29 protein-coding genes and 1 tRNA gene are annotated in these 25,207 nt (G+C 62.6%); 18 read left to right on the top strand and 12 right to left on the bottom strand.

Features of this window, described 5'->3' with window-relative positions; genetic code table 11:
• Positions 1-98 precede the first annotated feature (98 nt).
• The 7 genes from ASN89_RS24955 to petA all read right to left on the bottom strand — a co-directional run bounded on the left by ASN89_RS24955 (position 99) and on the right by petA (position 5,017).
• A tRNA-Thr gene (locus ASN89_RS24955) sits at positions 99-174 on the bottom strand.
• A 26-nt stretch (positions 175-200) separates the two neighbouring features.
• On the bottom strand, positions 201-713 hold the full coding sequence (locus ASN89_RS24950; RefSeq protein WP_046681987.1) for a ClpXP protease specificity-enhancing factor: 513 nt from the start codon (positions 711-713) through the stop codon (positions 201-203).
• Between the two features lie 132 nt (positions 714-845).
• Positions 846-1,430 carry a glutathione S-transferase N-terminal domain-containing protein gene (locus tag ASN89_RS24945; RefSeq protein WP_152988681.1) on the bottom strand — a complete coding sequence of 195 codons (585 nt, stop codon included), beginning with the start codon at positions 1,428-1,430 and terminating at the stop codon, positions 846-848.
• Between the two features lie 30 nt (positions 1,431-1,460).
• Positions 1,461-2,072 (bottom strand): glutathione S-transferase N-terminal domain-containing protein, encoded by a 612-nt coding sequence (locus ASN89_RS24940; RefSeq protein ID WP_010394154.1) that lies wholly within the window; start codon positions 2,070-2,072, stop codon positions 1,461-1,463.
• 120 nt (positions 2,073-2,192) lie between these two features.
• Positions 2,193-2,957 (bottom strand): cytochrome c1, encoded by a 765-nt coding sequence (locus ASN89_RS24935; protein WP_034753006.1) that lies wholly within the window; start codon positions 2,955-2,957, stop codon positions 2,193-2,195.
• A gap of 36 nt (positions 2,958-2,993) precedes the next feature.
• Positions 2,994-4,406, bottom strand: a complete 1,413-nt coding sequence (locus tag ASN89_RS24930; RefSeq protein WP_046681988.1) for a cytochrome b — start codon at positions 4,404-4,406, stop codon at positions 2,994-2,996.
• A 2-nt stretch (positions 4,407-4,408) separates the two neighbouring features.
• Positions 4,409-5,017, bottom strand: coding sequence for a ubiquinol-cytochrome c reductase iron-sulfur subunit (gene petA / locus ASN89_RS24925; protein WP_034753009.1), 609 nt, complete (start codon positions 5,015-5,017; stop codon positions 4,409-4,411).
• A gap of 412 nt (positions 5,018-5,429) precedes the next feature.
• On the opposite strand from petA, the gene mscL reads away from it, so the two are divergent.
• From mscL to ASN89_RS24905, 4 genes are read left to right on the top strand one after another with little or no spacing between them, the layout of a single operon-like run.
• On the top strand, positions 5,430-5,879 hold the full coding sequence (mscL, locus tag ASN89_RS24920; protein WP_034753010.1) for a large conductance mechanosensitive channel protein MscL: 450 nt from the start codon (positions 5,430-5,432) through the stop codon (positions 5,877-5,879).
• Between the two features lie 41 nt (positions 5,880-5,920).
• Positions 5,921-7,081, top strand: a complete 1,161-nt coding sequence (locus tag ASN89_RS24915; RefSeq protein WP_082654743.1) for a Do family serine endopeptidase — start codon at positions 5,921-5,923, stop codon at positions 7,079-7,081.
• 21 nt (positions 7,082-7,102) lie between these two features.
• The gene (locus ASN89_RS24910) at positions 7,103-7,795 is read left to right on the top strand and encodes a DUF2461 domain-containing protein (protein WP_034753016.1); all 693 of its coding nucleotides are present in this window, start codon (positions 7,103-7,105) and stop codon (positions 7,793-7,795) included.
• Positions 7,796-7,810: 15 nt separating this feature from the next.
• Positions 7,811-8,155, top strand: a complete 345-nt coding sequence (locus tag ASN89_RS24905; protein ID WP_235432792.1) for a hypothetical protein — start codon at positions 7,811-7,813, stop codon at positions 8,153-8,155.
• Between the two features lie 24 nt (positions 8,156-8,179).
• Here the strand turns inward: ASN89_RS24905 and ASN89_RS24900 are convergent, their stop codons facing one another.
• The 5 genes from ASN89_RS24900 to ASN89_RS24880 all read right to left on the bottom strand — a co-directional run bounded on the left by ASN89_RS24900 (position 8,180) and on the right by ASN89_RS24880 (position 11,241).
• A complete protein-coding gene (locus ASN89_RS24900) occupies positions 8,180-9,220 on the bottom strand; it encodes an NAD(P)H-dependent glycerol-3-phosphate dehydrogenase (RefSeq protein ID WP_046681991.1) in 1,041 nt (346 codons plus the stop codon).
• A gap of 36 nt (positions 9,221-9,256) precedes the next feature.
• Positions 9,257-9,718 carry an SH3 domain-containing protein gene (locus tag ASN89_RS24895; protein WP_058051128.1) on the bottom strand — a complete coding sequence of 154 codons (462 nt, stop codon included), beginning with the start codon at positions 9,716-9,718 and terminating at the stop codon, positions 9,257-9,259.
• Between the two features lie 180 nt (positions 9,719-9,898).
• Positions 9,899-10,372: a protein-export chaperone SecB gene (gene secB / locus ASN89_RS24890; protein ID WP_046681993.1), complete on the bottom strand. Its 474-nt coding sequence runs from the start codon at positions 10,370-10,372 to the stop codon at positions 9,899-9,901.
• 160 nt (positions 10,373-10,532) lie between these two features.
• Positions 10,533-10,799, bottom strand: a complete 267-nt coding sequence (gene grxC, locus ASN89_RS24885; RefSeq protein WP_034753025.1) for a glutaredoxin 3 — start codon at positions 10,797-10,799, stop codon at positions 10,533-10,535.
• Positions 10,800-10,824: 25 nt separating this feature from the next.
• Positions 10,825-11,241, bottom strand: coding sequence for a rhodanese-like domain-containing protein (locus ASN89_RS24880; RefSeq protein ID WP_046681994.1), 417 nt, complete (start codon positions 11,239-11,241; stop codon positions 10,825-10,827).
• A gap of 106 nt (positions 11,242-11,347) precedes the next feature.
• On the opposite strand from ASN89_RS24880, the gene gpmA reads away from it, so the two are divergent.
• The 14 genes from gpmA to gspE all read left to right on the top strand — a co-directional run bounded on the left by gpmA (position 11,348) and on the right by gspE (position 25,205).
• Positions 11,348-12,094 (top strand): 2,3-diphosphoglycerate-dependent phosphoglycerate mutase, encoded by a 747-nt coding sequence (gpmA, locus tag ASN89_RS24875; protein ID WP_034753030.1) that lies wholly within the window; start codon positions 11,348-11,350, stop codon positions 12,092-12,094.
• A gap of 76 nt (positions 12,095-12,170) precedes the next feature.
• Positions 12,171-13,634 carry a murein hydrolase activator EnvC family protein gene (locus ASN89_RS24870; protein WP_058051127.1) on the top strand — a complete coding sequence of 488 codons (1,464 nt, stop codon included), beginning with the start codon at positions 12,171-12,173 and terminating at the stop codon, positions 13,632-13,634.
• A 47-nt stretch (positions 13,635-13,681) separates the two neighbouring features.
• The gene (locus ASN89_RS24865) at positions 13,682-15,175 is read left to right on the top strand and encodes a S41 family peptidase (RefSeq protein ID WP_046681996.1); all 1,494 of its coding nucleotides are present in this window, start codon (positions 13,682-13,684) and stop codon (positions 15,173-15,175) included.
• An 8-nt stretch (positions 15,176-15,183) separates the two neighbouring features.
• Positions 15,184-15,945: a HesA/MoeB/ThiF family protein gene (locus ASN89_RS24860; protein ID WP_058051126.1), complete on the top strand. Its 762-nt coding sequence runs from the start codon at positions 15,184-15,186 to the stop codon at positions 15,943-15,945.
• A 93-nt stretch (positions 15,946-16,038) separates the two neighbouring features.
• Positions 16,039-16,491: a type II secretion system major pseudopilin GspG gene (gene gspG, locus ASN89_RS24855; RefSeq protein ID WP_058051125.1), complete on the top strand. Its 453-nt coding sequence runs from the start codon at positions 16,039-16,041 to the stop codon at positions 16,489-16,491.
• Between the two features lie 12 nt (positions 16,492-16,503).
• Positions 16,504-16,998 (top strand): GspH/FimT family pseudopilin, encoded by a 495-nt coding sequence (locus ASN89_RS24850; protein ID WP_046681998.1) that lies wholly within the window; start codon positions 16,504-16,506, stop codon positions 16,996-16,998.
• Positions 16,998-17,390: a type II secretion system minor pseudopilin GspI gene (gene gspI / locus ASN89_RS24845; protein ID WP_152988683.1), complete on the top strand. Its 393-nt coding sequence runs from the start codon at positions 16,998-17,000 to the stop codon at positions 17,388-17,390. The genes ASN89_RS24850 and gspI overlap by 1 nt, the downstream gene beginning before the upstream one ends.
• Positions 17,390-18,013: a type II secretion system protein J gene (locus ASN89_RS24840; RefSeq protein ID WP_046682000.1), complete on the top strand. Its 624-nt coding sequence runs from the start codon at positions 17,390-17,392 to the stop codon at positions 18,011-18,013. Before gspI ends, ASN89_RS24840 begins: the two co-directional genes overlap by 1 nt.
• A complete protein-coding gene (gspK, locus tag ASN89_RS24835; RefSeq protein ID WP_058051123.1) occupies positions 18,010-18,987 on the top strand; it encodes a type II secretion system minor pseudopilin GspK in 978 nt (325 codons plus the stop codon). Before ASN89_RS24840 ends, gspK begins: the two co-directional genes overlap by 4 nt.
• A gap of 19 nt (positions 18,988-19,006) precedes the next feature.
• The gene (gspL, locus tag ASN89_RS24830; RefSeq protein ID WP_058051122.1) at positions 19,007-20,236 is read left to right on the top strand and encodes a type II secretion system protein GspL; all 1,230 of its coding nucleotides are present in this window, start codon (positions 19,007-19,009) and stop codon (positions 20,234-20,236) included.
• Positions 20,233-20,766 carry a type II secretion system protein GspM gene (gene gspM, locus ASN89_RS24825; protein WP_058051121.1) on the top strand — a complete coding sequence of 178 codons (534 nt, stop codon included), beginning with the start codon at positions 20,233-20,235 and terminating at the stop codon, positions 20,764-20,766. The genes gspL and gspM overlap by 4 nt, the downstream gene beginning before the upstream one ends.
• Positions 20,763-21,539 carry a type II secretion system protein N gene (locus tag ASN89_RS24820; protein ID WP_034753051.1) on the top strand — a complete coding sequence of 259 codons (777 nt, stop codon included), beginning with the start codon at positions 20,763-20,765 and terminating at the stop codon, positions 21,537-21,539. Before gspM ends, ASN89_RS24820 begins: the two co-directional genes overlap by 4 nt.
• Entirely contained in the window at positions 21,536-23,773 is a 2,238-nt protein-coding gene (gspD, locus tag ASN89_RS24815; protein WP_058051120.1) for a type II secretion system secretin GspD, read from the top strand. Before ASN89_RS24820 ends, gspD begins: the two co-directional genes overlap by 4 nt.
• Positions 23,774-23,783: 10 nt before the next feature.
• On the top strand, positions 23,784-25,205 hold the full coding sequence (gene gspE / locus ASN89_RS24810) for a type II secretion system ATPase GspE (protein ID WP_046682005.1): 1,422 nt from the start codon (positions 23,784-23,786) through the stop codon (positions 25,203-25,205).
• The last annotated feature ends 2 nt before the right edge of the window (positions 25,206-25,207 follow it).

The raw sequence follows: 25,207 nt of genomic DNA, 5'->3' as shown, positions 1-25,207 counted from the left end.
GATGGGTTGTAATGGTTGCGGTAGTGTCCCGCAGGCGGAGGAAAAGAAAAAAGGGCTACCAGCCGAAGCGGGTAACCCTTTGATTTCCTACTGAATTCTGGTGCCGACTGCCGGTTTCGAACTGGCCACCTGATGATTACAAATCAACTGCTCTACCAAATGAGCTAAGTCGGCAAAAACTGCGCGTTGCGAATTATACGCTATTTAATGCGTGTCAGGGTCGGACGGCCGCCTTTTTTTGGTGGCTCGTCGTCGCCGGGTGTGGCGTTGTCGCGTTGTTCGGGGGAGCTGGTCGGCACGGACGACAGGGTCGGGGCGCTGGCGGTCGGGGCGAGCACTGGCGGCGGGACGTCGGCGGAGGCGGGGCTGTCCGTCGGTTGCGCGTCGGGGTCATCGTTGCCCAGCACGGGCTCGAAGGCCATGCCCTGGCCGTTTTCGTTGGCGTAGATGGCCATCACGTTGTCGACCGGCACGTAGATTTCGCGCGAGACGCCGCCAAAGCGGGCGTGGAAGCGGATGGCGTCGTTGTCCATCTTCAGGCCGCTGGTGGCGCCGAAGCTGATGTTGAGCACGATTTCGCCCTTTTTCACGTATTCCATCGGTACCGTGGTGCGCGAATCGACTTTGACCGCGAGATAAGGCGTGTAGCCGCTGTCGGTGCACCACTCGTAGATGGCGCGCAGCATATAAGGTTTGGTTGAGATTTCAGACATGGTAGGCACTGTGAGGCGGGAGCGCCCCCGCAAGGCGGGCGCACCGGTAATTCAAAAGACTTGGCTCGCGCAAAAAACCGCTTTAACACGTGGCCCAAGATGTCCCGGCAAGCGTGGCTTGCCGGGAATATCTTAACGACGCATGACCTTCTCCGATGGCGTCAGCGCTTCGATATATGCTGGACGCGAGAAGATGCGTTCGGCGTATTTCATCAGCGGTGCAGCCGTCTTCGACAGTTCGATGCCATAGTGGTCCAGGCGCCACAGCAGCGGCGCGACAGCCACGTCGAGCATCGAGAATTCGTCGCCCAGCATGTACTTGTTTTTCAGGAACAGTGGCGCCAGGGTCGTCAGGCGGTCGCGGATTTCCGCGCGTGCCTTGTCGTGGGCCTTGTCGTTGCTCTTGGCGCGTTCGCTTTCCAGCACGTGCACGTGCACGAACAGTTCTTTTTCGAAATTGAACAGCATCAGGCGCGCTCGGGCACGCATCAGCGGATCGGCCGGCATCAGTTGCGGATGCGGGAAGCGCTCATCGATGTACTCGTTGATGATGTTCGATTCATACAGGATCAGTTCGCGTTCGACCAGGATAGGCACTTGGCCATACGGGTTCATGGTCGAAATGTCTTCCGGTTTGTTGAACAGGTCGACGTCGCGCACTTCGAAGTCCATGCCTTTTTCAAACAGACGCACCGGTAATTCAAAAGACGCAGATATCCCGGCAGGCGCGGCCTGCCGGGATTATCTTTAGCGGCGCATGACCTTTTCGGAAGGGGTCAATGCCTCGATATAGGCTGGACGCGAGAAGATGCGTTCGGCGTATTTCATCAGCGGTGCGGCCGTCTTCGACAGTTCGATGCCGTAGTGGTCCAGGCGCCACAGCAGCGGCGCGACAGCCACGTCGAGCATCGAGAATTCGTCGCCCAGCATGTACTTGTTTTTCAGGAACAGCGGCGCCAGGGTCGTCAGGCGGTCGCGGATTTCCGCGCGTGCCTTGTCGTGGGCCTTGTCGTTGCTCTTGGCGCGTTCGCTTTCCAGCACGTGCACGTGCACGAACAGTTCTTTTTCGAAATTGAACAGCATCAGGCGCGCGCGGGCACGCATCAGCGGATCGGCCGGCATCAGTTGCGGATGCGGGAAGCGCTCATCGATGTACTCGTTGATGATGTTCGATTCATACAGGATCAGTTCGCGTTCGACCAGGATAGGCACCTGGCCATACGGGTTCATGGTCGAAATATCTTCCGGCTTGTTGAACAGGTCGACGTCGCGCACTTCGAAGTCCATGCCTTTTTCAAACAGGACCAGGCGGCAGCGTTGCGAAAATGGGCAGGTTGTACCCGAATAGAGAACCATCATTTTTTATAGTTCCTTAGAAACAAAGGGGGTGAAGCCGCGAACGGCTCACCCCAGGTCGCTTGTCCACTCATGCGGACAACGCAGAAACAGGCATAAACCGGCCTATGGCCGGCGCCTCACTTATTTGACTTCCTTCCAGAACGACGCGTTAAGGCGCCATGCCAGCAGAGCAAAGACCGACAGGAACAGCAGCACCCACACGCCCAGGCGCTTGCGTGTTTGCTGTGCCGGTTCGGCCATCCACTCCATGTAGCCGACCAGGTCGGCTACCGCATTGTCATACTCGATCTTGTTCAACGTACCTGGCTTGACCTGCTCGAAGCCGGTAAATTTGTGGATCTTCTTGCCAGCTTCGTGCGGATCATTCTCTTCCACGAACTTGGCAGTCTGGACACCTTGCAATTCCCATAATACATGCGGCATGGCAACATTCGGCACGACCATGTTGTTCCAGCCGGTCGGACGAGTGTCGTCTTTATAGAACGTACGCAGGTAAGTATACAGGTAGTCGCCGCCTGTGCCAGCGGAAGATGATTTCGCGCGCGAAATTACCGACAAATCGGGCGGTACGACGCCAAAGAAGGCCTTGGCGTCCTGCGCTGCCAGGCTTGTCGTCATCAGGTCGCCCACTTTATCACTGGTAAACAACAAGTTCTGCTTGATCTGGTCTTCCGTCAAGCCCAGGTCGCGCAGGCGGTTGTAGCGCATCGACACGGCAGAGTGGCAATTCAAGCAATAGTTGACGAACAATTTGGCGCCATGCTGCAGCGCTGCCATGTTGGTCTGGCGGTCAGGCGCCTTGTCCAGCGGAAAGCCGCCTTCGCTGGCGAGAGCCATGGCGGGCACGAGGGCCAGGATGGCGAGCAGTTTTTTTGCAATCTTCATATGATGTATGTCCTTTGAGCGTGGCGTGAGAGCGGCTTAGTGCGGGTGAAACGTCACACGCGACGGCACGGTCTTGAACTTGCCCATGGCACTCCACCATGGCATCAGCAGGAAGAAGCTGAAGTAAATCAGGGTGCACACTTGCGACACGATGGTCTTGGTATCCGTTGGCGCCTGGGTCCCGAGGTAGCCGAGGATCAGGAACGACAGGCCAAAGATGGCATAGATGTATTTGTGCCAGGTCGGACGGTAGCGGATCGATTTCACGGGCGAATGGTCCAGCCATGGCAGGAACGCCAGGATCACGACGGAGCCGCCAAAGAACACCACGCCCCAGAATTTCGCATCCAGCACCTGCGGCAGCATGCCGATGATGGCGACGATGGCGATGCCGGCGATGACCGACTTGACGATCGTCGACAGGCGCGACTTGAGCCAGATGAACACCACGTAGGCAGCCACGACACCCATCAGCACGTACATGAAGTCGGCCGTGGTGGCGCGCAGCACCGAGTAGAACGGCGTGAAGTACCAGGTTGGCGCGATGTGCAGCGGGGTCTTCAGCGAGTCGCCTGGCAGGAAGTTATTGTATTCCAGGAAGTAACCGCCCATTTCCGGCGCGAAGAAGACGACGGCGCTGAAAATGACGAGGAAGATCGATACGCCGAACAGGTCATGCACGGTGTAGTACGGATGCGAAGGGATCGAATCGACCGGGTGGCCATCGGCGCCCAGGTTTTCCTTCACTTCGATGCCGTCCGGATTGCTCGAACCGACTTCATGCAGGGCGATCAAGTGCGCTGCAACCAGGCCCAGCAGTACCAGCGGGATGGCGATCACGTGGAAGGCGAAGAAGCGGTTCAGGGTCGCGTCGGAAACAACATAGTCGCCGCGGATCCACAGCGACAGATCAGGGCCGATCAGCGGGATGGCGCCAAACAGGTTGACGATCACCTGGGCGCCCCAGTACGACATCTGGCCCCATGGCAACAGGTAGCCGAAGAACGCTTCGGCCATCAGGCACAGGAAGATGGCGAAACCGAACAGCCAGATCAGTTCACGTGGCTTGCGGTACGAGCCGTACAGCAGGCCGCGCGTCATGTGCAGGTAGACGATGATGAAGAAGGCCGAGGCGCCCGTCGAGTGCATGTAGCGCACCAGCCAGCCCCACGGTACTTCGCGCATGATGTACTCGACGGAATTGAAGGCCAGGGCCGCATCCGGTTTGTAGTGCATGGTCAGGAAAATGCCGGTGACGATCTGCAAGACCAGCACCAGCATGGCCAGCGAGCCGAAGATGTACCAGAAATTGAAGTTTTTCGGGGCGTAGTACTTGCCCCATTGGTCGTTCCACAGCTTGGTCAGGGGAAAGCGGTCATCGACCCAGCCCAGCGCTTTTTCGGCGACGGGAGCGTCTGCCGGGAACTTCGTTTCTTTGAAAGCAGCCATGATCAAGCCTCGCCTTTCTCGTCTTTACCTATCAGCAATTTGGTGTCGCTCAGATACATATGACGCGGCACTTGCAGGTTGTCCGGCGCCGGCTTGTTCTTGAACACGCGGCCAGCCATGTCGAAGGTGGAGCCGTGGCAAGGGCACAGGAAGCCGCCTTCCCAGTCATCGGGCAGCGACGGTTGCGGGCCGGGGGCAAATTTCGAGGAAGGGGAGCAGCCCAGGTGGGTGCAGATGCCGACGGCGACGAGAATTTCAGGCTTGATCGAGCGTGCCTCGTTCATGCAGTATTCAGGCGTGAATTCGGCGGGATTGCGTTGGGAATTGGCATCGGCGACTTTGCCGTCGGTCTTTTTCAGGGACGCGATCATTTCCGGCGTGCGCTTCAGGATCCAGACCGGCTTGCCGCGCCATTCGACGGTGCGCATTTCGCCGGGTTGCAAGGTGGTGATGTCTACTTCGACCGGCGCGCCAGCCGCTTTCGCGCGCTCCGACGGCTGGAAGGTGCTTACCAAGGCTCCCGCGGTTGCCAATCCAACTACACTGCCCGCCGCGCACGTGGCGACGAGCAAGCCGCGACGGCCTGAATCGACCTGCTTTTCGTTACTCATGCAAACCCCAATCAGTCAAAATGCGAATCTTTATTATGAGTGGCAGCCGCGAAAAACCCGTCGCCGAAGCTCTATCCCACTGATTGCCGCGATCCGCATCTTTGTACGGTAACGTGGCAACATCCCTGCGGAACTTCGGCCAATGGCGCAGCCCGTGCCAGTTTCTTGTTGATTATCCGGAAGTGAAAAAGCCACTTCTGGCAACCGCAAATTATAAGTGAAGCAAACAACGAATAAAACAAAAACGTTGCTTGTACCATAATTTATATACTTTTGCAGGAGGTGGCTAGTTCTTTCGAACTAGATGCGCATGGCTGTGCCGGAATTGGTCCTGCTGGCAACCACAAGTTGGTGTCACCAGGAATCAATAGTATGATCGGCATGTTTTTATATCTATCCGAAGGAGAAATTCATGGCAATGATGCAAGAATTTAAAGAATTTGCAATGAAGGGTAACGTCGTCGATCTGGCGGTCGGTGTCATTATCGGTGGCGCCTTCGGCAAGATTGTCGATTCGCTGGTGCAAGACGTGATCATGCCGCCTATCGGCCGCATTTTCGGCGGCCTCGATTTCGCCAATTACTACCTGCCCCTGAATGGCCAAGCTACCACTTTGACCCTGGTGGAAGCGAAAAAGGCGGGCGCCGTGCTGGCCTACGGTAACTTCCTGACCATTCTGCTCAATTTCGTCATTCTCGCTTTCATCATCTTCCAGATGGTGCGCCTGATGAACAAGGCCCGCCGCAGCGAACCGGTCGCGCCGGCAGCCGCACCGGCCACGCCGGAAGACATCGTGCTGCTGCGTGAAATCCGCGACTCCCTGCAGAAGAACGGACAGAATAGCAACGATCTGGCAAAATAAGTCGTTCCGGCACGGGCCGGCTGACCTGGGCAGAGAACTGTATGCGACGATTCTGGTTATTGTTTGCGCAAACCGTGACGATCGCGTTGGCGCTGTACTTTGTGTACGGCGCGCTGCGCCCGGCCAGCCGGGTACAGCAACTGGGCTCTCCCGCCAAACCGGTACCTGTGGTGGAAACGGCGTCGAGCAGCCTGGCGCCCGGTTCCTACCGCGACGCGGCGGCGCGCGCCATGCCCGCCGTCGTCAACATCCTCACCCTGCAAGTGCCCAAGCGCGGCGCCCATCCGCTGGCGCGCGATCCCTTCTTCAAACGTTTCTTCGGCGACCGCGACCCGGACGACGGGGATGACGACGACTTGAAAAACAGCCTCGGGTCCGGCGTCATCGTCAGCCATGAAGGCTATGTGCTGACGAATAACCACGTGGTCGAAGGCGCCGATGAAATCGAAGTGGTGCTCACCGATGGCCGCAAGGCGCCGGCCAAGGTGGTGGGCCTGGACCCGGAAACGGACCTGGCCGTCATCAAGGTCGACCTCGACAAGCTGCCCGTCATCGTGCTGGGCCAGTCGGAACTGGCGCGCGTGGGCGACGTGGTGCTGGCCATCGGCAACCCGTTCGGCGTGGGCCAGACGGTGACCATGGGCATCATCTCCGCCCTGGGCCGCAACAACCTGCACATCAACAGTTTTGAAAACTTCATCCAGACGGATGCGGCGATCAACTTCGGCAACTCGGGCGGCGCCCTGGTCGATACGCGCGGCAATCTGATCGGCATCAATACGGCGATTTACTCGCAAAGCGGCGGTTCCGTCGGCATCGGCTTCGCCATTCCCGTCTCGACGGCCAAGACGGTGATGGAAGCCATCATCAAGGATGGCCACGTGGTGCGCGGCTGGATCGGCGTGGAAACGCAGGACATCACGCCCGAACTGGCGCAAAGCTTCAACTTGCAGCGCACCAGCGGCGCCATCATCGCCGGTGTGGTGCGCAACGGCCCGGCCGACAAGGCGGGCATCGTGCCCGGCGACATCCTGCTGACGGTGCAAGGCAAGCCCGTGGGCGACACGACGGAAATGCTGAACCTGATCGCCCAACTGCCGCCCGGCGAAAAAGCTAAAATGACGGTGCTGCGCAAGAATCGCGAAGCGGCACTCGACGTGATGGTGGGCAAGCGCCCCATCCCGAAAGAGCTTTCCAAATAGTTGCTGATCGGAATTTGACACATGCATGTGCGTGATTTGACCCAATTTTTACGTGAACTGAGCGACAACAACAACCGTCCCTGGTTTGTGATGAACAAGCCCCGCTACGACATCCTGCGCGAGGAATTCCTCGCCTTGGTCACCAGCCTGATCGGTGAACTGGGCAAGTTCGATCCGGCCGTGAAATACTGCAATCCGAAGAAGGCCATGTTCCGCATCAACCGCGACGTGCGCTTTGCCCACGATAAAAGCCCGTATAAGACGCGTTTTTCGGCCGCCATCGCGCCGAACGACATGCGCCGTCCCAGCAAGGCGGGCGGCCCCACGTATTACCTGCAGATCGATGGCCAGGGCAACTTGCTGTTCGGCGCCGGCGAATACATGCCGCCGCCTGGCCGCCTGAAGGCGCTGCGCGAGCACATGGTCAACGACGCGCCAGGTTTTTCCAAAGTGCTGAAGAATAAGCGCTTGAAGGCCCGCTTCGGCACCATCCAGAACGAGGGCAAGCTGCAGCGCCCGCCGAAGGGGTTTGACGCGGACGCCGAACATATCGAATTCATCAAGCTGAAGAGCTTTTTTGTCTGGACCGAAGTGCCGCTGCCCGTCAACGCCCCCGAGAAACTGCTGCCGACCCTGGCGGAAGGCTTGAAGGATGCGTGGCCGCTGGTCGAGTGGATGCGCGGCGCGAAAGAGCCGGAGGAAGTCACCGAGTAATTGCTGAAGGAGCACATGATGGCACTGGAGCACGCAAGTTCAGGACAGGTGATCGAGGTGCTGCGCAGGGACGGCGACGACCTGTCGCAGTTTTCCGCCATTGCGCTGGCCAAGACGGATGAACTGGAACTGATCCGCATGTGCATGCCCAAAGGCAAGACCATGCCCGAGCATCATGTGCTCGGTGAAATCACCCTGCTGTGCCTGCAAGGGCAGGTGGCGGTGGAAGCGCATGGCGGCGTGCAAGTGCTGGGGCCGGGGCAGATGCTGTACCTGCTCGGCGGCCAGGCGCATGCCCTGGAGGCGCGCGAAGACAGCTTATTATTACTGACTATACTCATGCACAAGGCGGGGCGCTAGGTTTTCCTGGCTCGTCAGGACGCTTTAGGCCGCCTCTGCGCGCGGGTCGCGCGACAGCAGCTGCTGCACCATGACGTGCGGCAAATCTCCATCGAACAGCACGCCGGCCACGGCATTGGTGATCGGCATGTCGACGCCCATGCGGCGCGCCAGTTCGCGCACGGCCTTGGCGCAGGGCACGCCTTCGGCCACGTGACCGAGTTCGGCCACGATGGTGTCCAGCGCCTTGCCTTGCGCCAAGCCCAGGCCGACCCGGCGGTTGCGCGACAGGTCGCCCGTGCAGGTCAAAATCAAGTCGCCCATGCCCGTCAAGCCCATGAACGTTTCCGTCTGGCCACCCAAGGCCGTACCCAGGCGCGTGATTTCCGCCAGGCCACGCGTGATCAACGCGGCGCGCGCATTCAAGCCCAGGCCCAGGCCGTCGGCCACGCCCGTGGCAATGGCCAGCACATTCTTGACGGCGCCGCCCACTTCCACGCCCACCAGGTCGTCGCTCGCATACACGCGGATGGTGCCGCCATGCAAGGCCGAGACGACGCCGGCGCGCAAGGCGGGGCAGTGCGAGGCGATGGTCAGCGCGCACGGCAAGCCGCGCGCCACTTCCTGCGCGAACGAAGGGCCGGACAGGGCGCCGCCGGGAATCTTGTCGCCCAGCACTTCCTGCACGATCTGGTGCGGCAGCAAGCCCGTGCCGCCTTCAAACCCTTTGCACAGCCACACCAGGTTGCCGATGGCTTTGTCTTTCAATTGGTGCAGCATGGGCCGCAAGCCCGCCACGGGGCAGGCGGCGATCAGGAGGCCCTGTTCGCCCGCGGCATGCGCGACGGCGGCGTCGAAATCGGCGCTGATGCGCAGTTGCGGCGGCAATGGGAAGCCCGGCAAATAACTGTTTTCGCCGCTGGCGGCCATGGCGGCCATGGCCTCGCCGTTGCGGCCCCACAGCAGCACGTCGTGGCGGCCGGCCAGGGCCATGGCCACGGCCGTGCCCCAGGCGCCGGCGCCCAGGATGGTGATCTTGCGGGCGGCGGGAATGCTATCGGGAGTGACTTCAGGAGAAACTTGCATGCAACCTCAAACGGGCAGGGGGAACGGACGCGGTGCTTACAGGCCCCACACTTCGCTGGTCTTGACGTAGCCGCTCTGGCCATCCTTGTGGCGCACCTTGACCCAGCCGGAACTCGCTTGCTCGCTCATTTCCAGCAACACGCCCTTGTCGACGAGGAGGATGGCGGAGGCGGTGTCGTCGGGGCTGGCGCGAACCCTGAGGTTCGCGGCGCGCGCCACGACGTTGCGCTTGGCCGACAGGCCCTTGGCTTCCGTCCAGGCCATTTCGCCGCTGGCGTCGCGTACCTTGACCCATTCGCCGTAGCTGAGCACGACTTCCAGCGGCATGCCGCGTGGCGCCACGTACAGCTTGCCGCCCTTGGAGGATGGCGCGTCGTACAGGATCACGGGGGCGGCGCCCACCGTTTTGAAATCGACGGCGTGGCTGGCGGCGGTCGCCAGCAGCAACACGGCGCCGGCCATCCAGCGGAACTTGCTCAAGAGCGCACTTTTCAACATGATATTTTGAACCTTAACGAAACACGGCGGCCAGGCCGCCGTTTCTTACCTGCAGTATAGAACACTCACAAAACCGTCGCGAGCGGCAGTGCATTGTGGCCGAGAAGCGCAGCTGTGCTAGAGCACAGCGAGCATCACAGGCCGCAAGGCGCGCCGCGCAGCAGGTTTGGTGAGATGTTCTTAGTGCGTTTCGCTGGCTGCTGGTGCTGCGGCAGCGGCGTCAGCAATAGCTTGCAGACGTTGTTGGTAGAACACTTCGAAGTTGATCTCGGCCAAGTGCACTGGCGGGAAGCCGGCACGGGTGATCACGTCGGCGATGTTGGCGCGCAGGTAAGGGTAGATGATGTTCGGGCAGCCGATTCCCAGCAGCGGATCGAGTTGATCGGCAGGAATGTTGCGTGCTTCGAAGATACCGGCTTGCTTGCCTTCAACCAGGAAAGCGACTTTTTCGCCGACTTTGGCGGTCACGGTGATGGTGACGGTGGCTTCGAAGATGCCGTCGGCCAGAGGCGTAGCGCCCACGTCCAGAGCCACTTCGATCGCTGGTGCTTCTTGTTCCAGGAAAATAGCTGGGGAATTTGGTTGTTCCAGCGACATGTCTTTCAGGTAGACGCGTTGGATTTGGAAGACTGGTTGCAGATTTTCGTCAGACATGGAACGCTTTCGTTGTAAGGGACAAGAACGGCACACCGTTCAAATATGGTACTTGCGGTATTCAAACCGTGCCGGATAGGCACGGCCAGATCAGGTGCGAGGGCAATTGTATCAAAACAATACGACAAAAAACCAAGCAATTTCTGGAACCCGCTTTATATCAGGCTGCCGTGCCGTTTAACAAGGGGTCGAGCTTGCCAGCTTGATCGAGCGCATACAAATCGTCGAATCCGCCCACGTGGGTATCGCCCACATAGATTTGCGGTACCGTGCGGCGGCCCGTGCGTTCCATCATCTTGATGCGCTCTTCCGGGTCGAGGTCGACGCGGATCTTTTGCACGGCGACGCCCTTCGATTCCAACAGGCGCTCGGCGCGCACGCAATACGGGCACACGGCGGTGCTGTAAACAATAACAGGTACGGTCATGATGATTCCTTCAGTTAAGGCCGGCTTATTTCGCCAGCGACAAGGTTTTCAATGGCAAACCTTGCTTCTTCCATTCGTCGAGGCCGCCTTCCAGGCTCGTTGCCTCAGCGAAACCAGCTTTGCCCAGTAGGCCGACGGCGGTTGCCGAACGCGAACCTTTCTGGCAAACCACTACAATGGGGCGCGTTTTGAATTTTTCCAGCTCGCCCAGGCGTTTTGCCAGTTCCGGCAGCGGAATATTTTTTGCGTCAGGCAAGTGGCCCGTGGCGAATTCTTCCGCGCTGCGCACGTCGACGATGATGGTTTTTCCGCGGTTGATCAGTTGCGTGACTTCCAGCACGGTCGCGCGCTTGCCGCGCATCGACAGCAGTGGCCAGAGGAGGGCGCCGCCGGAAATAATGACGATGGCAAACAGAAAAATGTGGTCGATAATGAATTTCACGTAGGGTCCAATGGTTTAAGTCAATCCGCGCATTATAAAATAGAAGCTGGACGAGGTCTTTTTACGTTTTGCTTTTTTGATTTGAACCCCTTGAGAAGATAGAACTATGTACAAAATCGTTTTCATGCGTCACGGCGAGTCCACCTGGAATCTCGATAACCGCTTCACCGGCTGGACCGACGTCGATCTGACGGAAAAGGGCGTCAACGAAGCCAAGGCCGCCGGCCAGATCCTCAAGCAGGAAGGTTTTACGTTCGACGTGGCCTACACTTCCGTCCTGAAGCGCGCCATCCGCACCCTGTGGCTGGCGCTCGACGAGATGGACATGATGTATTTGCCAATCAAGAACGACTGGCGCTTGAACGAGCGTCACTACGGCGCCCTGCAAGGCCTGGACAAGGGCGAAACGGCCGCCAAGTATGGCGACGAGCAAGTATTGGTATGGCGCCGCAGCTACGACACGCCGCCGCCGCCGCTGGCGGAAGACGACGACCGCGCCTCGTTCAACGATCCGCGCTATGCCGGCTTGCCGAAAGCGTCGATTCCGCTGACCGAATGCCTGAAAGACACCGTGGCGCGCGTGATGCCGGCCTGGGATGAAGAAATCGCCCCGGCCATCCGCGCTGGCAAGAAAATCATCATTTCGGCCCACGGCAACAGCCTGCGCGCGCTGATCAAGATGCTCGACGGCATCAGCGACAGCGACATCGTCGGCCTGAACATCCCGAACGGCCAGCCGCTCGTGTATGAACTGGATGCCGACCTGAAACCGATCCGTCACTACTACCTGGGCGACCCGGCAGCGATTGCTGCAGCGCAAGCAGCCGTGGCGAACCAAGGGAAGGCCAAGTAACTTGTCGTCTTTCTTCCGCGGCACAGCCATCGCCCCCTCTGCTGAACGACCCCTGCCGGCGTGGCGCGCCGGTGCCATGCTGTGCCTGGCGCTGCTGCTTTCCAGCGGCGCCGCGCAGGGCGCCAAGCCCACCGAACGCAGCAAGCAGAAGGCGGCCGCGGAAGCGCAACGTGCTGGATTGCAACAAAAGCTGACGGCGCTCAAGCGCGACATCAGCCGTACGGAAAGCGCCAAGGACGACGCGGCCGATACCCTGGCCGAGTCGGAAGAAGCCATTTCCAACGCCAACCGCGCCTTGCGCGACCTGGCGCAGGAGCAAAGCGAGACGGGCGTGAAACTCAATGCGCTGGGGCAAGAGCATCAGCAATTGACGGCGATCGTCGAGAAACAAAAGACGCAGCTGTCAAAGTTGCTGCGTGAACAATATGTCGCCGGCAACGAAGACCGCATCAAGCTGCTCTTGTCGGGCGACAATCCGAACCGCATCAACCGCGACTTGCAACTGATGGCGTACGTGTCGCAGGCGCAGGCGCGCCTGCTGGAAGCCTTGCGCGCCAATTTGCTGGCCGTGGAGAAAAACCAGGCGGACGTGCAGAACGCCAAGGACGAGCTGGAAGAAATCGCGCAGGAAGAGCGCGACCAGAAGGCCCTGCTGGTGCAGGAGAAGGCGCGCCGCGCCGCCTTGCTGACGAGCCTGTCGCAGCGCCTGGTGGCGCAGCGCAAGGAAGTGGGCAATGTCGAGCGCGACGAACAGCGCATGGGCAACCTGGTCGACAAGCTGGCAAAACTGATCGAAGAGCAGGCCGCGGCCGCCGCGGCTGAAAAGAAACGCCAGCAATTGCTGGCCGAGCAACGCGCTGCCGCCAAAGCGGCCGCCGACGCCAAGATCGCGGCGGAAAAACGCGAACGCCTGCTGGCTGCGCGCGCCAAGGCCGCCCAGGCGCAGGCCGAACGCGAACGCATTGCGAAAGAGCAACAAAACAAATCGGGCAAGATCAAGCCGCAAACGCCGCCGCCGCCGCCCGTGAAACTGGAACCGATCGACGACGACGAGCCGCCGCAAGTGGCCAAGGTGACACCGAAGCCGGAACCCAAGCCGGAACCGGAGCCGGAACGCCCGAGCCTGGGCCCGGCCGCGCCGGCCGGCGCCTTTGCCAGCCTGAAAGGGCAGCTGCGCGCGCCCGTGGCCGGCAAGATCGCCGCCCGCTTCGGCAGCAAGCGTGGTGACGGCCCCAGCTGGAAGGGCGTGTTCATCCGCACGGGGGAAGGCAGCGAGGTCCACGCCATCGCCGGCGGCCGCGTCGTGTTTTCCGACTGGCTGCGCGGTTTCGGCAATTTGATCATCGTCGACCACGGCGGCCAGTACATGAGTATTTATGGCAATAACCAATCCCTGCTGAAACGGGTGGGCGACGCCGTCAAGGGCGGCGACGCCATTGCCAGCGCGGGCAACAGCGGCGGCAACGAGGAATCAGGGCTATACTTTGAATTGCGTCATCAGGGCCGCGCCTTCGATCCAGCCACCTGGGTGAAGTTTTAAGTTCCCACCATTGCTGCGGAAGCGAATTTGTAGATTGCGAAGAATACATGGGTATCAAAGTCAAAAGTATCGGCCTGATCGGTCTGGGCGTCCTGGCCGGCATCGGCATGTCGCTGCAGTTCCCGGCCGTGGCGCAAAAAATTACGAATGCCCCGCTGCCGCTCGACGAGCTGCGCCAGCTGTCCGACGTCTTCGGCCTGATCAAGTCCGATTACGTCGAGAAGGTGGAAGACAAGAAACTCTTGACGGAAGCCATTTCCGGCATGGTCTCGTCGCTGGACCCACACTCCGTCTACCTCGATAAAAATGCCTTCAAGGAAATGCGCGAAAGCGTGCAGGGCAAGTTCGTCGGCATCGGCATCGAAGTGAGCATGGAAGACGGCTACGTGAAAGTCGTCTCGCCCATCGAGGACAGCCCCGCCGCCAAGGCCGGCATCCAGGCGGGCGACCTGATTACCCGCCTCGACAACATCCCGCTGAAAGGCTTGCAGCTGGAAGAAGTCATCAAGAAGATGCGCGGCCAGCCTGGCAGCAAGCTGGTGCTGACGATGTCGCGCAAGGGCGAAAGCAAGCCGCTGGTCTTCCCCATCGTGCGCGAGGAAATCCGCGTGCAAAGCGTGAAGGCCAAGATGGTCGCACCCGGCTATGCCTGGCTGCGCATCGCCCAGTTCCAGGAACCGACCGTCGATGACATGGTCAAAAAGATCAACGCGCTGTATGCGCAAGACCCCAAGCTCAAGGGCCTGGTGCTGGACTTGCGCAACGATCCCGGCGGCGTCGTGCCGGGCGCCATCGGCGTGGCGACAGCATTCCTTCCAGGTAACTCCGTGATCGTCTCGACCAAGGGCCAGTTGCCCGAGTCGAAACAGGTGTTTTACGGCCGCCGCGAATTCTATGCGCCGCCGGGCGCCAAGGCCGACCCGCTGGCCAAGTTGCCGGCCGCGCTGAAAACCGTGCCGCTGGTGGTGCTGGTCAATGCCGGTTCCGCGTCCGCCTCGGAAATTGTCGCCGGCGCCCTGCAGGATTACCAGCGCGCCACCGTCATCGGCACGCAGACGTTCGGCAAGGGTTCCGTGCAAACCTTGCGCCAGATCACGGCCGACACGGCCGTCAAGCTGACGACGGCCCGCTACTACACGCCGAAAGGCCGGGCCATCCAGGCGCGCGGCATCGTGCCCGACTTGCTGGTCGATGAAACGGCCGAGGGGGATGGTTGGAACAGCTTGCGCGTGCGCGAGGCGGACCTGGAAAAACACTTGAGCAGCAACGACGGCAAGCCGGAAGCGGCCAAGCCGACGATGGAAGGCATGCAGGATCAGCTGGAAGAAGAGCAGCGCCTGATCGCCACGGCGAAAAAGCGCAAGCCGCTCGAGTACGGCGCCAAGGACGATTTCCAGCTGCAGCAAGCCTTGAACCACTTCCAGGGCTTGCCGGTGCAGCTGGCCAAGGCGGACGCCAAGGTTGAAAAAATCGGCGCCAAGCCGGAAATCGCTTCCGACATCAAGGCCGATGACAAGAAGATTCCTGTGCGGAAGCCATAGCCGCCACCATGAACGACAATCAGCTGCTGCGCTACTCGCGCCACATCCTGCTGGACGAGATCGGCATCGAAGGCCAGCAAGCCTTGCTCGATGCGCATGTGCTGGTGATCGGCGCGGGCGGGCTCGGCTCGCCGGCGGCCATGTACCTGGCCGCCAGCGGCGTCGGCAGGCTGACCCTCGTCGATGACGATACGGTGGATCTGACCAATCTGCAGCGCCAGATCGCCCACACGACGGCCCGCGTGGGCCAGCCGAAAGTGCTGTCGGCGCGCGAAACCTTGACTGGTATTAATCCCGAGATTGAAATAGTGGCCTTGCAGGAGCGCCTCGACGGCGCGCGCCTGGCCGAACTGGTCTTGTCCTCCACGGTGGTGCTCGACTGCACCGACAACTTCGCCACGCGCCACGCCGTCAACCGCGCCTGCGTGGCGCACAAGGTGCCGCTGGTGTCGGGCGCCGTGATCCGTTTCGACGGGCAAGTAAGCGTATTCGACCCGCGCACGGGCACCCAGCCGTGCTATTCCTGCCTGTTTCCGCAGGAGCAGCAGTTCACGGACGAGGCGTGTTCGACCATGGGCGTGTTCGCGCCTTTGGTGGGCGTGGTGGGCGCCATGCAGGCGGCCGAGGCGCTGAAACTGATCATGGGCACGGGTGAATCGCTGGCCGGACGGCTGCTGCTGCTCGACGGTTTGCACATGGAATGGAGCAGCATGCGCGTCGCGCGCGACCCCGGCTGCGCCGTTTGCGGCAAAGTGGTCTTGCCGGCCTGACAGCCTCCGCAGAAATTTTTCCCTATATGACAGGCTTTGTCATATTTCCGCTTTATACTCTGCTCTCATTACTCACCTTCTTCTCTCTTTCTTATGCAAAACGCAGCAAACCATCCGATACGCCAGCGCCGCGCGCGCGGCTTCACTTTGATCGAAATCATGGTCGTGGTGGTGATCATGGGCATCCTCGCGTCGCTGGTGGTGCCCAAGCTGATCGCCCGCACGGGCGAGTCGAAAGTGGCGGCGGCGAAAGTCGACATCGCCACCGTGATGCAAGCGTTGAAACTGTATCGCCTGGATAACCAACGCTACCCGACCACCGAGCAGGGCTTGCAGGCGCTGATCGAAAAACCGACCACGGGACCGGCCGCGAATGGCTGGAAAGCGGGCGGCTACCTGGAAAAGATGCCGAAGGATCCATGGGGCAACCCGTACCAGTTCCTGTCGCCAGGCGTGAAAGGCGAAGTCGACCTGATCTCGCTGGGCGCCGACGGCCAGCCCGGCGGTAGCGGCGACGATGCCGATATCGGTTCCTGGGAACTGTAAGTTTTCCATTGCATGCCAGCCATGACCACCGGTCGCGCACTGCCCCGGCCACGCGCCAGCGGCTTCACGCTGATCGAGTTGCTGGTGGTGATGGTCATCATCGGCGTCACCCTGGGCCTGGTGTCGCTGAACGCCATGCCGAATGGCCAGCAAGCGCTGCAGAAGGAAGCGGAGCGCATCGCCCTGCTGCTGCAGCTGGCGCGCGATGAAGCCATCGTGCGCAGCCGGCAGGTGGCGTTCGAGGCGGACGAAAATCAATACCGTTTCCTGGTCCTCAATGAAAAGCTGTGGCAACCCGTGACGCAGGACGATTTGCTGCGCGAGCGGGCGTTTGCCAACACGCCCATGCTGCTCAGCGTGCAGCCATCGAACAGCGTGGCCCAGCCGCTGCGCATCATCTTCGGCCGCGAACCGGTCGACAAGCCTTTCGTGCTGACCCTGGCCAGCGGCGAGCGCAGCGTGGCCATCCGCGCCGACGGCATCGGCCACTTCACGGTCGAGCAATGATGGGGCGCTTATTTCACCGCCGGCAGCGCGGCTCGCAATCCGGCTTCACTTTGCTGGAAGTGCTGGTGGCCCTCGTCATCGTCGGCACGGCCCTGGGCGCCTCCTTGCGCGCCGTCGGCAGCCTGACGCAAAACAGCGACGGCTTGCGCAGCGCCATGATGGCCACCTGGTCGGCGGAAAACCATCTGGTGCGCCTGCGCCTGGCAAAAACCTTCCCGCAGACGGGCAAGCGCACGGTCGACTGCCCGCAGGGCGACCTGAAACTGATCTGTGAAGAGGAAGTGGTGGCCACGCCGAATCCCCGCATCCGGCAAGTGCGCGTGAACGTGTACGACGTGCAATATCCAGCCCGGCGCATCGTGCGCCTGGTGTTACTTTCCTTTAACGACTGATGGCGCGCCGCACTGTCCCTGCCGACGGTTTCACGCTGATCGAGCTGCTCGTGGCGATCGGCATCCTGGCCATGGTCGCCGTGCTGGGCTGGCGCGGCCTGGACAGCATCATGCGTTCGCGCGAAGTGTTGACCAGCCAGCTCGAGCAGGCGCGCGGCATGCAGCTGGCGTTTGCCCAGATGCAGAGCGATTGCGACCACCTGGCCGGCGCCGGCCAGAATACCAGCCTGCTGAATGGCCGCACCAACCTGACGGCAGAAAACGACCGCCTGACCCTGGTGCGCCTGGCCGCGTCGGAACAGGAGCCGCAGCAGTTGCAAGTGGTCACTTACCGCCTGCGCGGCGGCGTGCTGACGCGGCGCGAGTCGAACGGCACGCGCGACCTGGCCGTGCTCGACACCCTGTGGCAGGCGGCGCGCGACGATACCGATAGCTCGAACGCCGACGTGGCCCTGATGCGCGGCGTCGACAGCATGGTCATGCGCGGCTGGAGCAATGGCGCCTGGAACGTGCTGACGGCGGGCGCCACCATCTCCACGCAAGTGCCGGGCCTGGAAGTGACCTTGCAGATGCCGGGCCAGGATGCGGGCCTGTCCAAGGTCTTTTTATTGGGGCCGGGATGAAGCGCATCAAGCTCCCCGCCCGCCAGCGCGGCGTCGCCGTCATCACGGCCTTGCTGCTGACGGCGCTGGCCATCACCGTCGTCGCCAGTTTATTCTGGCAGCAGCAGGTGCAAGTGCGTTCGATGGAAAACCAGCGTTTGCGCCTGCAGACGCAGTGGGCCATGCGCGGCATGGTCGACTTTGCCCGTTTCTGGTTGCGCCAGGACAATCCCATGCTGACGGCGGCCGATGGTGTCTGGGCCACGCCCATCGAGGAAGCGCGGCTTGACGATTATGTGGACCGCGAAAAGGTCGACACGGAAAAATTCGACGCCACCGTCTCGGGCCGCGCGCTCGATGCGCAGGCGCGGTTTAACATCACCAACCTGGCCACCGCCACGGGCATCGTCAGCCAGCCCCACGTGCAGGCGTACCAGCGGCTGCTGTCCAACTTGCAGCTCGATAGTTCCCTGGCGCAGGCGACGGCCGACGCCGTGCTGCGCGCGCGGCCGAAACCACGCACCGCCGACAGCGGCGCCGATGGCAAGACGCCCGTTGCCAAGCCCGCCACGGGCGGCAGCAGCGAGCCGGTGGCGTTCACGCAGGTCGAGGATTTGCTGGCCGTGCCCGGCTATACGCCGCAGATGATCGAGAAACTGCGCGATTTCGTCATCGTGCTGCCGGAAATCACACCCGTGAACGTGAATACGGCGCCGGCCGAGGTGCTGTCGGCCGTGACCATGATGTCGCTGTCCGAGGCCAGTGCCCTGACTTTGAGCAATCCGCGTAAAAAGTTTGTTGATTTGGCAAACTTCAAGAATAATATTGATGCTAAGCAAGTGATCGAAGGTATCGAGCTTGATGTGAAGAGCCGCTACTTCCTCACTGTGATCCGTGTGCGGCTGGACCGTGCCGCCCTTGATGCCGTGGCGCTCGTCAATCGAAAAACGGATCCGCAGCGCACCACCAGCCTGGTCTGGTTGCGGGAAAATTAACAGCTGAAAGCGAGTCACTTTGACAATATTGTATATCCGTCACCCGGCCAAGGCGTCCACCGACAGCGCGCCTGCCTGCTCCTTCGTGCTGGCCGGCGACGGCGGCGCCCTGCTGCAGCAGGGCAGCGCGCCGCTGGGCAGCCTGGGCCAGCTGATCGCCGGCGCGCAGCGCGTCGTGCTGCTGCTGGCGGCGGCCGACGTGACCCTGCTGCGCCTGAAAACGCCGCCTCTGGCTGGCGCCCGCTTGCGCGCGGCCCTGCCGGGCCTGGTGGAAGAACACATCCTTGGCGACGCCCAGGATTGCCTGCTGGCCGCCGGTGCGCCCGACGCGTCCGGCATGCGCACGGTGGCCGTGGCGCAGCGCGCCTGGGCCGAGGTACTCGTGAAAGCCTTGCTGGCGCAGGGCGCGCGCAAGGTGGCGCTGTTGCCGTCGCAGCTGTGCCTGCCCTTGCAGCCGGGCAGCGTGACGGCCGCCCTGCAGGCCAGCGGCGACAGCCTGGAACTGGCCTTGCGCCAGGCGCCGCAAGAGGGCCTGGGCCTCGTATTGCCGGCCCAGCCGCAGCAGGCGCTGCTGACGACGCGCGCGTTTGCCGGCGACGTGCCGCTGACGGTCTATGTGGCGCAGGCCGAGCTGGCGCAGTATCAACAGCTGGCCGCCGGCATGGATGGCGTGACGGTGGAGCCGGATCACTGGACGCACTGGATCGCCGGCGCCAAAAATGCGGGGCTGGACCTGGCGAGTGCCCTGGGCACGGCCACGGGATCGGCCACCGAATGGCGCCGCTGGCGCTGGCCGCTGCGCCTGGCGCTGCTGGCCGTGGTCGTCAACCTGGCGGGCATGAATATCGAATGGATGCGGCTGAAGCGCGAAGCCGCCACCGTGCGCACCTCGATGCAGCAAACCTTCAAGGCCGCGTATCCGAACGAAGCGCCCGTGTATGGCCTGGAAGCGGAACAGATGCGGCGCAATATCGCCGCCGCCCGCCTGCAAAGCGGGCAAGCCAGCATGGATGATTTTACGAGCATGAGCGCGGCCTTGGGCGAGGCGCTGGGCGGCCTGTCCGGGCGCGGCGTGGTGGCGTCGCTGGAATACCGCGAGCGCAGCCTGATCGTCAAGCTGAAACCGGACATGGTCGACGCCAGCGCCCAGGCGCAGGTGCGCGACGGCCTGGCCGCGCGCAAGCTGGCCTTGAATGAAACGGCGCCGGGCGTGTGGAAGATCACGCCGGCCACGGGAGCAAAAGCATGAGTGCAGCAGTCAACAAGGCGCGCGCCGCGCTGGCGGGACAACAGCAGGCCGTGCAGGCCTTCTGGGCCGAGCGCACGCCGCAGGAACGCAAGCTCCTGACCATCGGCGGTGTCGTGGCGGGACTGGCCCTCGTCTATGCCGTATTCTTCGAGCCGGCCTGGACGGGCCGCATCGCCTTGCAAAAGAGCTTGCCTGAGCTGCGCCAGAACGCGGCCCAGTTGCAGGCGCTGGCCCGTGAAGCGGGCGACCTGGCGCGCCAGGCGCCCGTGCAGGTCGCTCCCATGGCCCGTGAAAGCCTCGACGCCTCGCTGAAAGCGCGCGGCCTGACGCCGCAATCGCTGTCGCTGACGGGAGAATATGCGCGCGTGCAGCTGAACGGTGTGCCGTTCGCCAGCGTCATGCTGTGGCTGGATGGCTTGCGCCGCGAAGGCCGCGTGGCGGTGCAGGAAGCGAAGATCACGGCGCAGGGCAAGGCGGGGCTGGTCGACGCCAGCCTTACCCTGCACCAGAGCCCGGGCGCGGCACGATGATGCGCTTGCTTGGCTGGCTGCTGGCCATCATCGTCAGCGTCTGCGTCACCCTGCTGGTGTTTTTCCCGGCCAGCTGGGTCGCCGGCATCGTGGAAAAGCAGACGGGCGGACGTTTGACCTTGGGCGACGCGCAAGGTACCCTGTGGCGCGGCTCGGCCTTTATCGGCGGGGCGGCCAGCGCGAATGGCGCCGTGACGCCCCTGCTGCCGGGGCGTTTCAGCTGGCGCATTTCGCCCTCGGTGCTGTGGGGATCGGCGGACGTGGAACTGCAAAACCCGCAGGCGCTGTCGCAGCCGGTGAACCTGCGCGGCTCGTGGTCGCACTGGCAAGTGAGCCCGGCGGCCCTGCTGCTGCCGGCCGATGGCCTCGGCGGCCTTGGTGCGCCATTGAATACGGTGGCGCCGACGGGCAGCATGCGCCTGTCGTGGAGCACCTTGCAGCTGGCCCTGGAGCAGCGGCAGTTTTCCGCCGTCGGCCGCACCACCTTGCAGATGACGGACATGGCGTCGCGCCTGTCGTCCTTGCGTCCGCTGGGCAGCTACGAGCTCGATTTCGATTGGCAGGGGCAGCAGGCGACGTTGACACTGCGCTCCATCAAGGGACCGCTGCTGCTTGACGGCAGCGGCAGCCTGCAACAGGGGCGCATGCAGTTTTCCGGCCAGGCCCAGGCCGCAGCAGGATATGAAGAGACCTTGGCGAGTTTGTTGAATTTGCTGGGACAGCGCCGTAGCAATAGCGAAAAAAACATCATCGCCTTAGAGTTCAGACAATGAAAAAACCATCCGTGAGCCCCATTACCTCCTCCTTCTCGCTGCGCCGCCTGTCGGCCGCCGCCTTGCTGTGCTGTTCCGTGGCCGGCATGCCGGCGCCCGTCTGGGCCGCGCCCGGCGATGAAGCGGCGCTCAATTTCGTCGGCGCCGACATCGAATCGGTGATCAAGGCGGTGGGCCATTACACCAACATCAATTTCGTCATCGACCCGCGCGTCAAGGGCACGATCACCCTGGTGTCGGAAAAGTCGATCAGCAAGACCCAGGCGTTCGGGCTGCTGGCCTCCGCGCTGCGCCTGCAAGGCTATGCGGTGGTCTCCGGCGACGGCTATGCGAAAGTGGTGCCGGAAGCGGACGCCAAGCTGCAATCCGTGCCGACCCAGGTGGGCAATGGCGCCAGCCAGGTGAAGGGCGACCAGATCGCCACCCAGGTGTTTTACCTGAACTACGAATCGTCGGCCAATCTGCTGGCCGTGCTGCGCCCCTTGATCTCGCCGAACAACACGATCAACGCCAACCCGGGCAACAACTCGCTGGTGATCACCGATTACGCGGATAACCTCAAGCGCCTGGCGAAGATCATCGCCGCGCTCGACGTGCCCGCGTCGACGGACCTGGACGTGATCCCCGTGCGTTACGCCATCGCGTCCGACCTGGCCTCGATGGTGAACAAGTTGATGGAAGGCGGGAATGCGGGCGCCGCCGCAGGGGCGGACGCGGGCAAGGTGTCCGTGCTGGCCGACCCGCGCACCAATTCGCTGGTGCTGCGCGCGCCATCGGCGGCGCGTGCCAACCTGGCCAAGTCGCTGATCTCGAAGCTGGACCAGCCCACCACGCAGCTGGGCAATGTGCATGTGGTGTACCTGAAAAACGCGGACGCCACCAAGCTGGCGCAGACCCTGCGCTCGGTGGTGACGTCGGACGGCACGGCCGCGTCGGCGCAGCAGGGCACCAGCAACCAGAGCACGAACAACCAGATCAGCCAGAACAACAGCGGCATGAGCAGCACTGGCCTGGGCGGCAATACGCAAAGCGGCACCACGGGCGGCGCGTCGCTGAACAACGGGCCGCAGCAACTGTCGTCGGGCGGCGCGGCCGGCTTCATCCAGGCCGATGCGTCGACGAACACCCTGATCCTGACCTGCAACGAAGCCGTCTACCGCAACCTGCGCGCCGTGATCGACCAGCTCGACGTGCGCCGCGCCCAGGTCTACATCGAGGCGCTGATCGTCGAAGTGACGTCGGCCAAGGCGTCCGAATTCGGCGTGCAGTGGCTGGGGCTTTCCGGCGACAGCACCAGCAACTACCGCGTGGGCGCGCTGCAGTCGTTCGCTTCGGGCACCAGCAACAACATCGCCGCCATCGCCACGGGCGGCGGCAAGGTCTTGCCGACGGGTGGCCTGACGGTCGGCATCTTCAAGCAGATCAACGGCGCGCTGGGCCTGGGCGCCGTGGCGCATGCGCTGGAATCGGACGGCAACGCCAATATCCTGTCGACGCCGAACCTGATTACCCTGGACAATGAACTGGCGACCATCAAGGTGGGCCAGAACGTGCCTATCCTGACGGGCCAGTACACCAGCACGGCCGGCACCAACACGAACCCGTTCCAGACCATCGACCGCAAGGAAGTGGGCCTGACCCTGAAGGTGCGTCCGCAGATTTCCGAGGGCGGCACCATCAAGCTGGGCATCTATCACGAGACGTCGAGCGTGGACAAATCCACGGCGTCGGCCGTCAGCGGCATCACCATCAACAACCGCGTGATCGAAAACAATGTGCTGGCCGACGATGGCCAGATCATCGTGCTCGGCGGCCTGATCGAGGACAGCACGGGCGACAACGCGGAAAAAGTGCGCGGCCTGGGCGACATTCCCCTGATCGGCAACCTGTTCAAGTACCAGACGCGCGAGCGCAAGAAAACCAATCTGATGATCTTCCTGCGCCCCGTCATCGTGCGCAACAAGGAGCAAAGCGGCAGCCTGGCGGCCGACCGCTACGACTACATGCGTTCGGCCGAGACGGCCGCCGTCCCGGCCACGGGCAATTTGATGCTGAAAGACCTTGGCACGCCGGTGCTGCCGGCCCTGCAGGATGGCCAGCCGGTGGGCGGCAGCATGGTGACGCGTCCCGTACCGCCGGCGCCGACGCCGCCGCCAGGCGCGCCGGCCAACGCGGCCACGCCGCCGCAGCCGCTGCTGCAGCAATATCAACAACAGCAACAGCCGCAGAAGTGATCGGGTCGCCATGAGTAATCTGCTTCCCTACGCCTATGCGCGCGATTTCGGCTTGCTGGCCCGGCCCGGCGCCGTCGACGGCGCCCCCGTCGACGTGCTGGTGGCCGCATCGACGGCGCCGGCGGCCATTGCCGAAGTGTCGCGCCGTTTCGGCCAGATCCAGCTGACGGTCTTGCCGCGCGGCGAACTCGATGCGGCCATTGCCGGCGCCTACGCGGGCGGCGGCGGCGACGCCTCGCAGATGGCCGATGAATTCGACGCCGACCTCGATCTGACCAAGCTGCTGCAGGACGTGCCGGCCATCGAGGATTTGCTCGAATCGTCCGACGACGCGCCCGTCATCCGCATGATCAACGCGCTGCTCACGCAGGCGCTGCGCGAAGGCGCGTCCGACATCCACATCGAGCCGTTCGAACAGACCTCCGTCGTGCGCTTCCGCATCGACGGCAGCCTGCGCGACGTCGTGCGCCCCCGTAAAGCCATTCACGGCTCGCTGATTTCGCGGATCAAGATCATGGCGCAGCTCGACATCGCCGAAAAACGCTTGCCGCAGGACGGCCGCATCACCCTGCGCGTGGGCGGCAAACCCGTCGACGTGCGCGTCTCGACCCTGCCCACGGGGCATGGCGAACGGGCTGTATTGCGTTTGCTGGACAAGGAGGCGGGCCGCCTCGACCTGCAGCACCTGGGCATGAGCGCGCCCATGCTGGCGCAGTTCGATGGCCTGATCACGCAGCCGCACGGCATCGTGCTCGTCACGGGCCCCACCGGTTCGGGCAAGACGACCACCTTGTACGCGGCGCTGTCGATGCTCAACGCGACGACGACGAACATCCTGACGGTGGAAGACCCGATCGAGTACGACCTGGCGGGCGTGGGCCAGACGCAGGTCAACCCGCGCATCGACATGACCTTTGCCAAGGCCCTGCGGGCGATTCTGCGGCAGGACCCGGACGTGATCATGATCGGCGAGATCCGCGACCTGGAAACGGCGCAGATCGCCGTGCAGGCCTCCCTGACGGGCCACTTGGTGCTGGCGACCCTGCACACGAACGACGCTTCGGCGGCCGTCACGCGCCTGCTCGACATGGGCATCGAACCGTTCCTGCTGTCGTCATCGCTCCTGGGCGTGCTGGCGCAGCGCCTGGTGCGCAAACTGTGCGGCTCCTGCAAAACCTTTGACGGGCAATACTGGCAGGCGGTTGGCTGCGAGCATTGCGGCCAGACGGGCTACCAGGGCCGCGTGGGCGTGTACGAGCTGCTGCGCACGACGGAGCAGATCCGCGCGCAGATCCACAACCGCGCGTCGGAAGCGGAAGTGCGCACGGTGGCCCTGCAGGACGGCATGCTGAGCATGCGCGACGACGGCGAACGCTGGCTGCGCGACGGCACCACCACGCAGGCAGAATTGCTGCGCGTGACCAAAGACTAGGC

The sequence above is a fragment of the Janthinobacterium sp. Ant5-2-1 genome (assembly GCF_001445815.1).
GTDB lineage: Bacteria > Pseudomonadota > Gammaproteobacteria > Burkholderiales > Burkholderiaceae_D > Janthinobacterium > Janthinobacterium lividum_E.
This window is presented reverse-complemented; position numbering and strand designations above follow the sequence as displayed.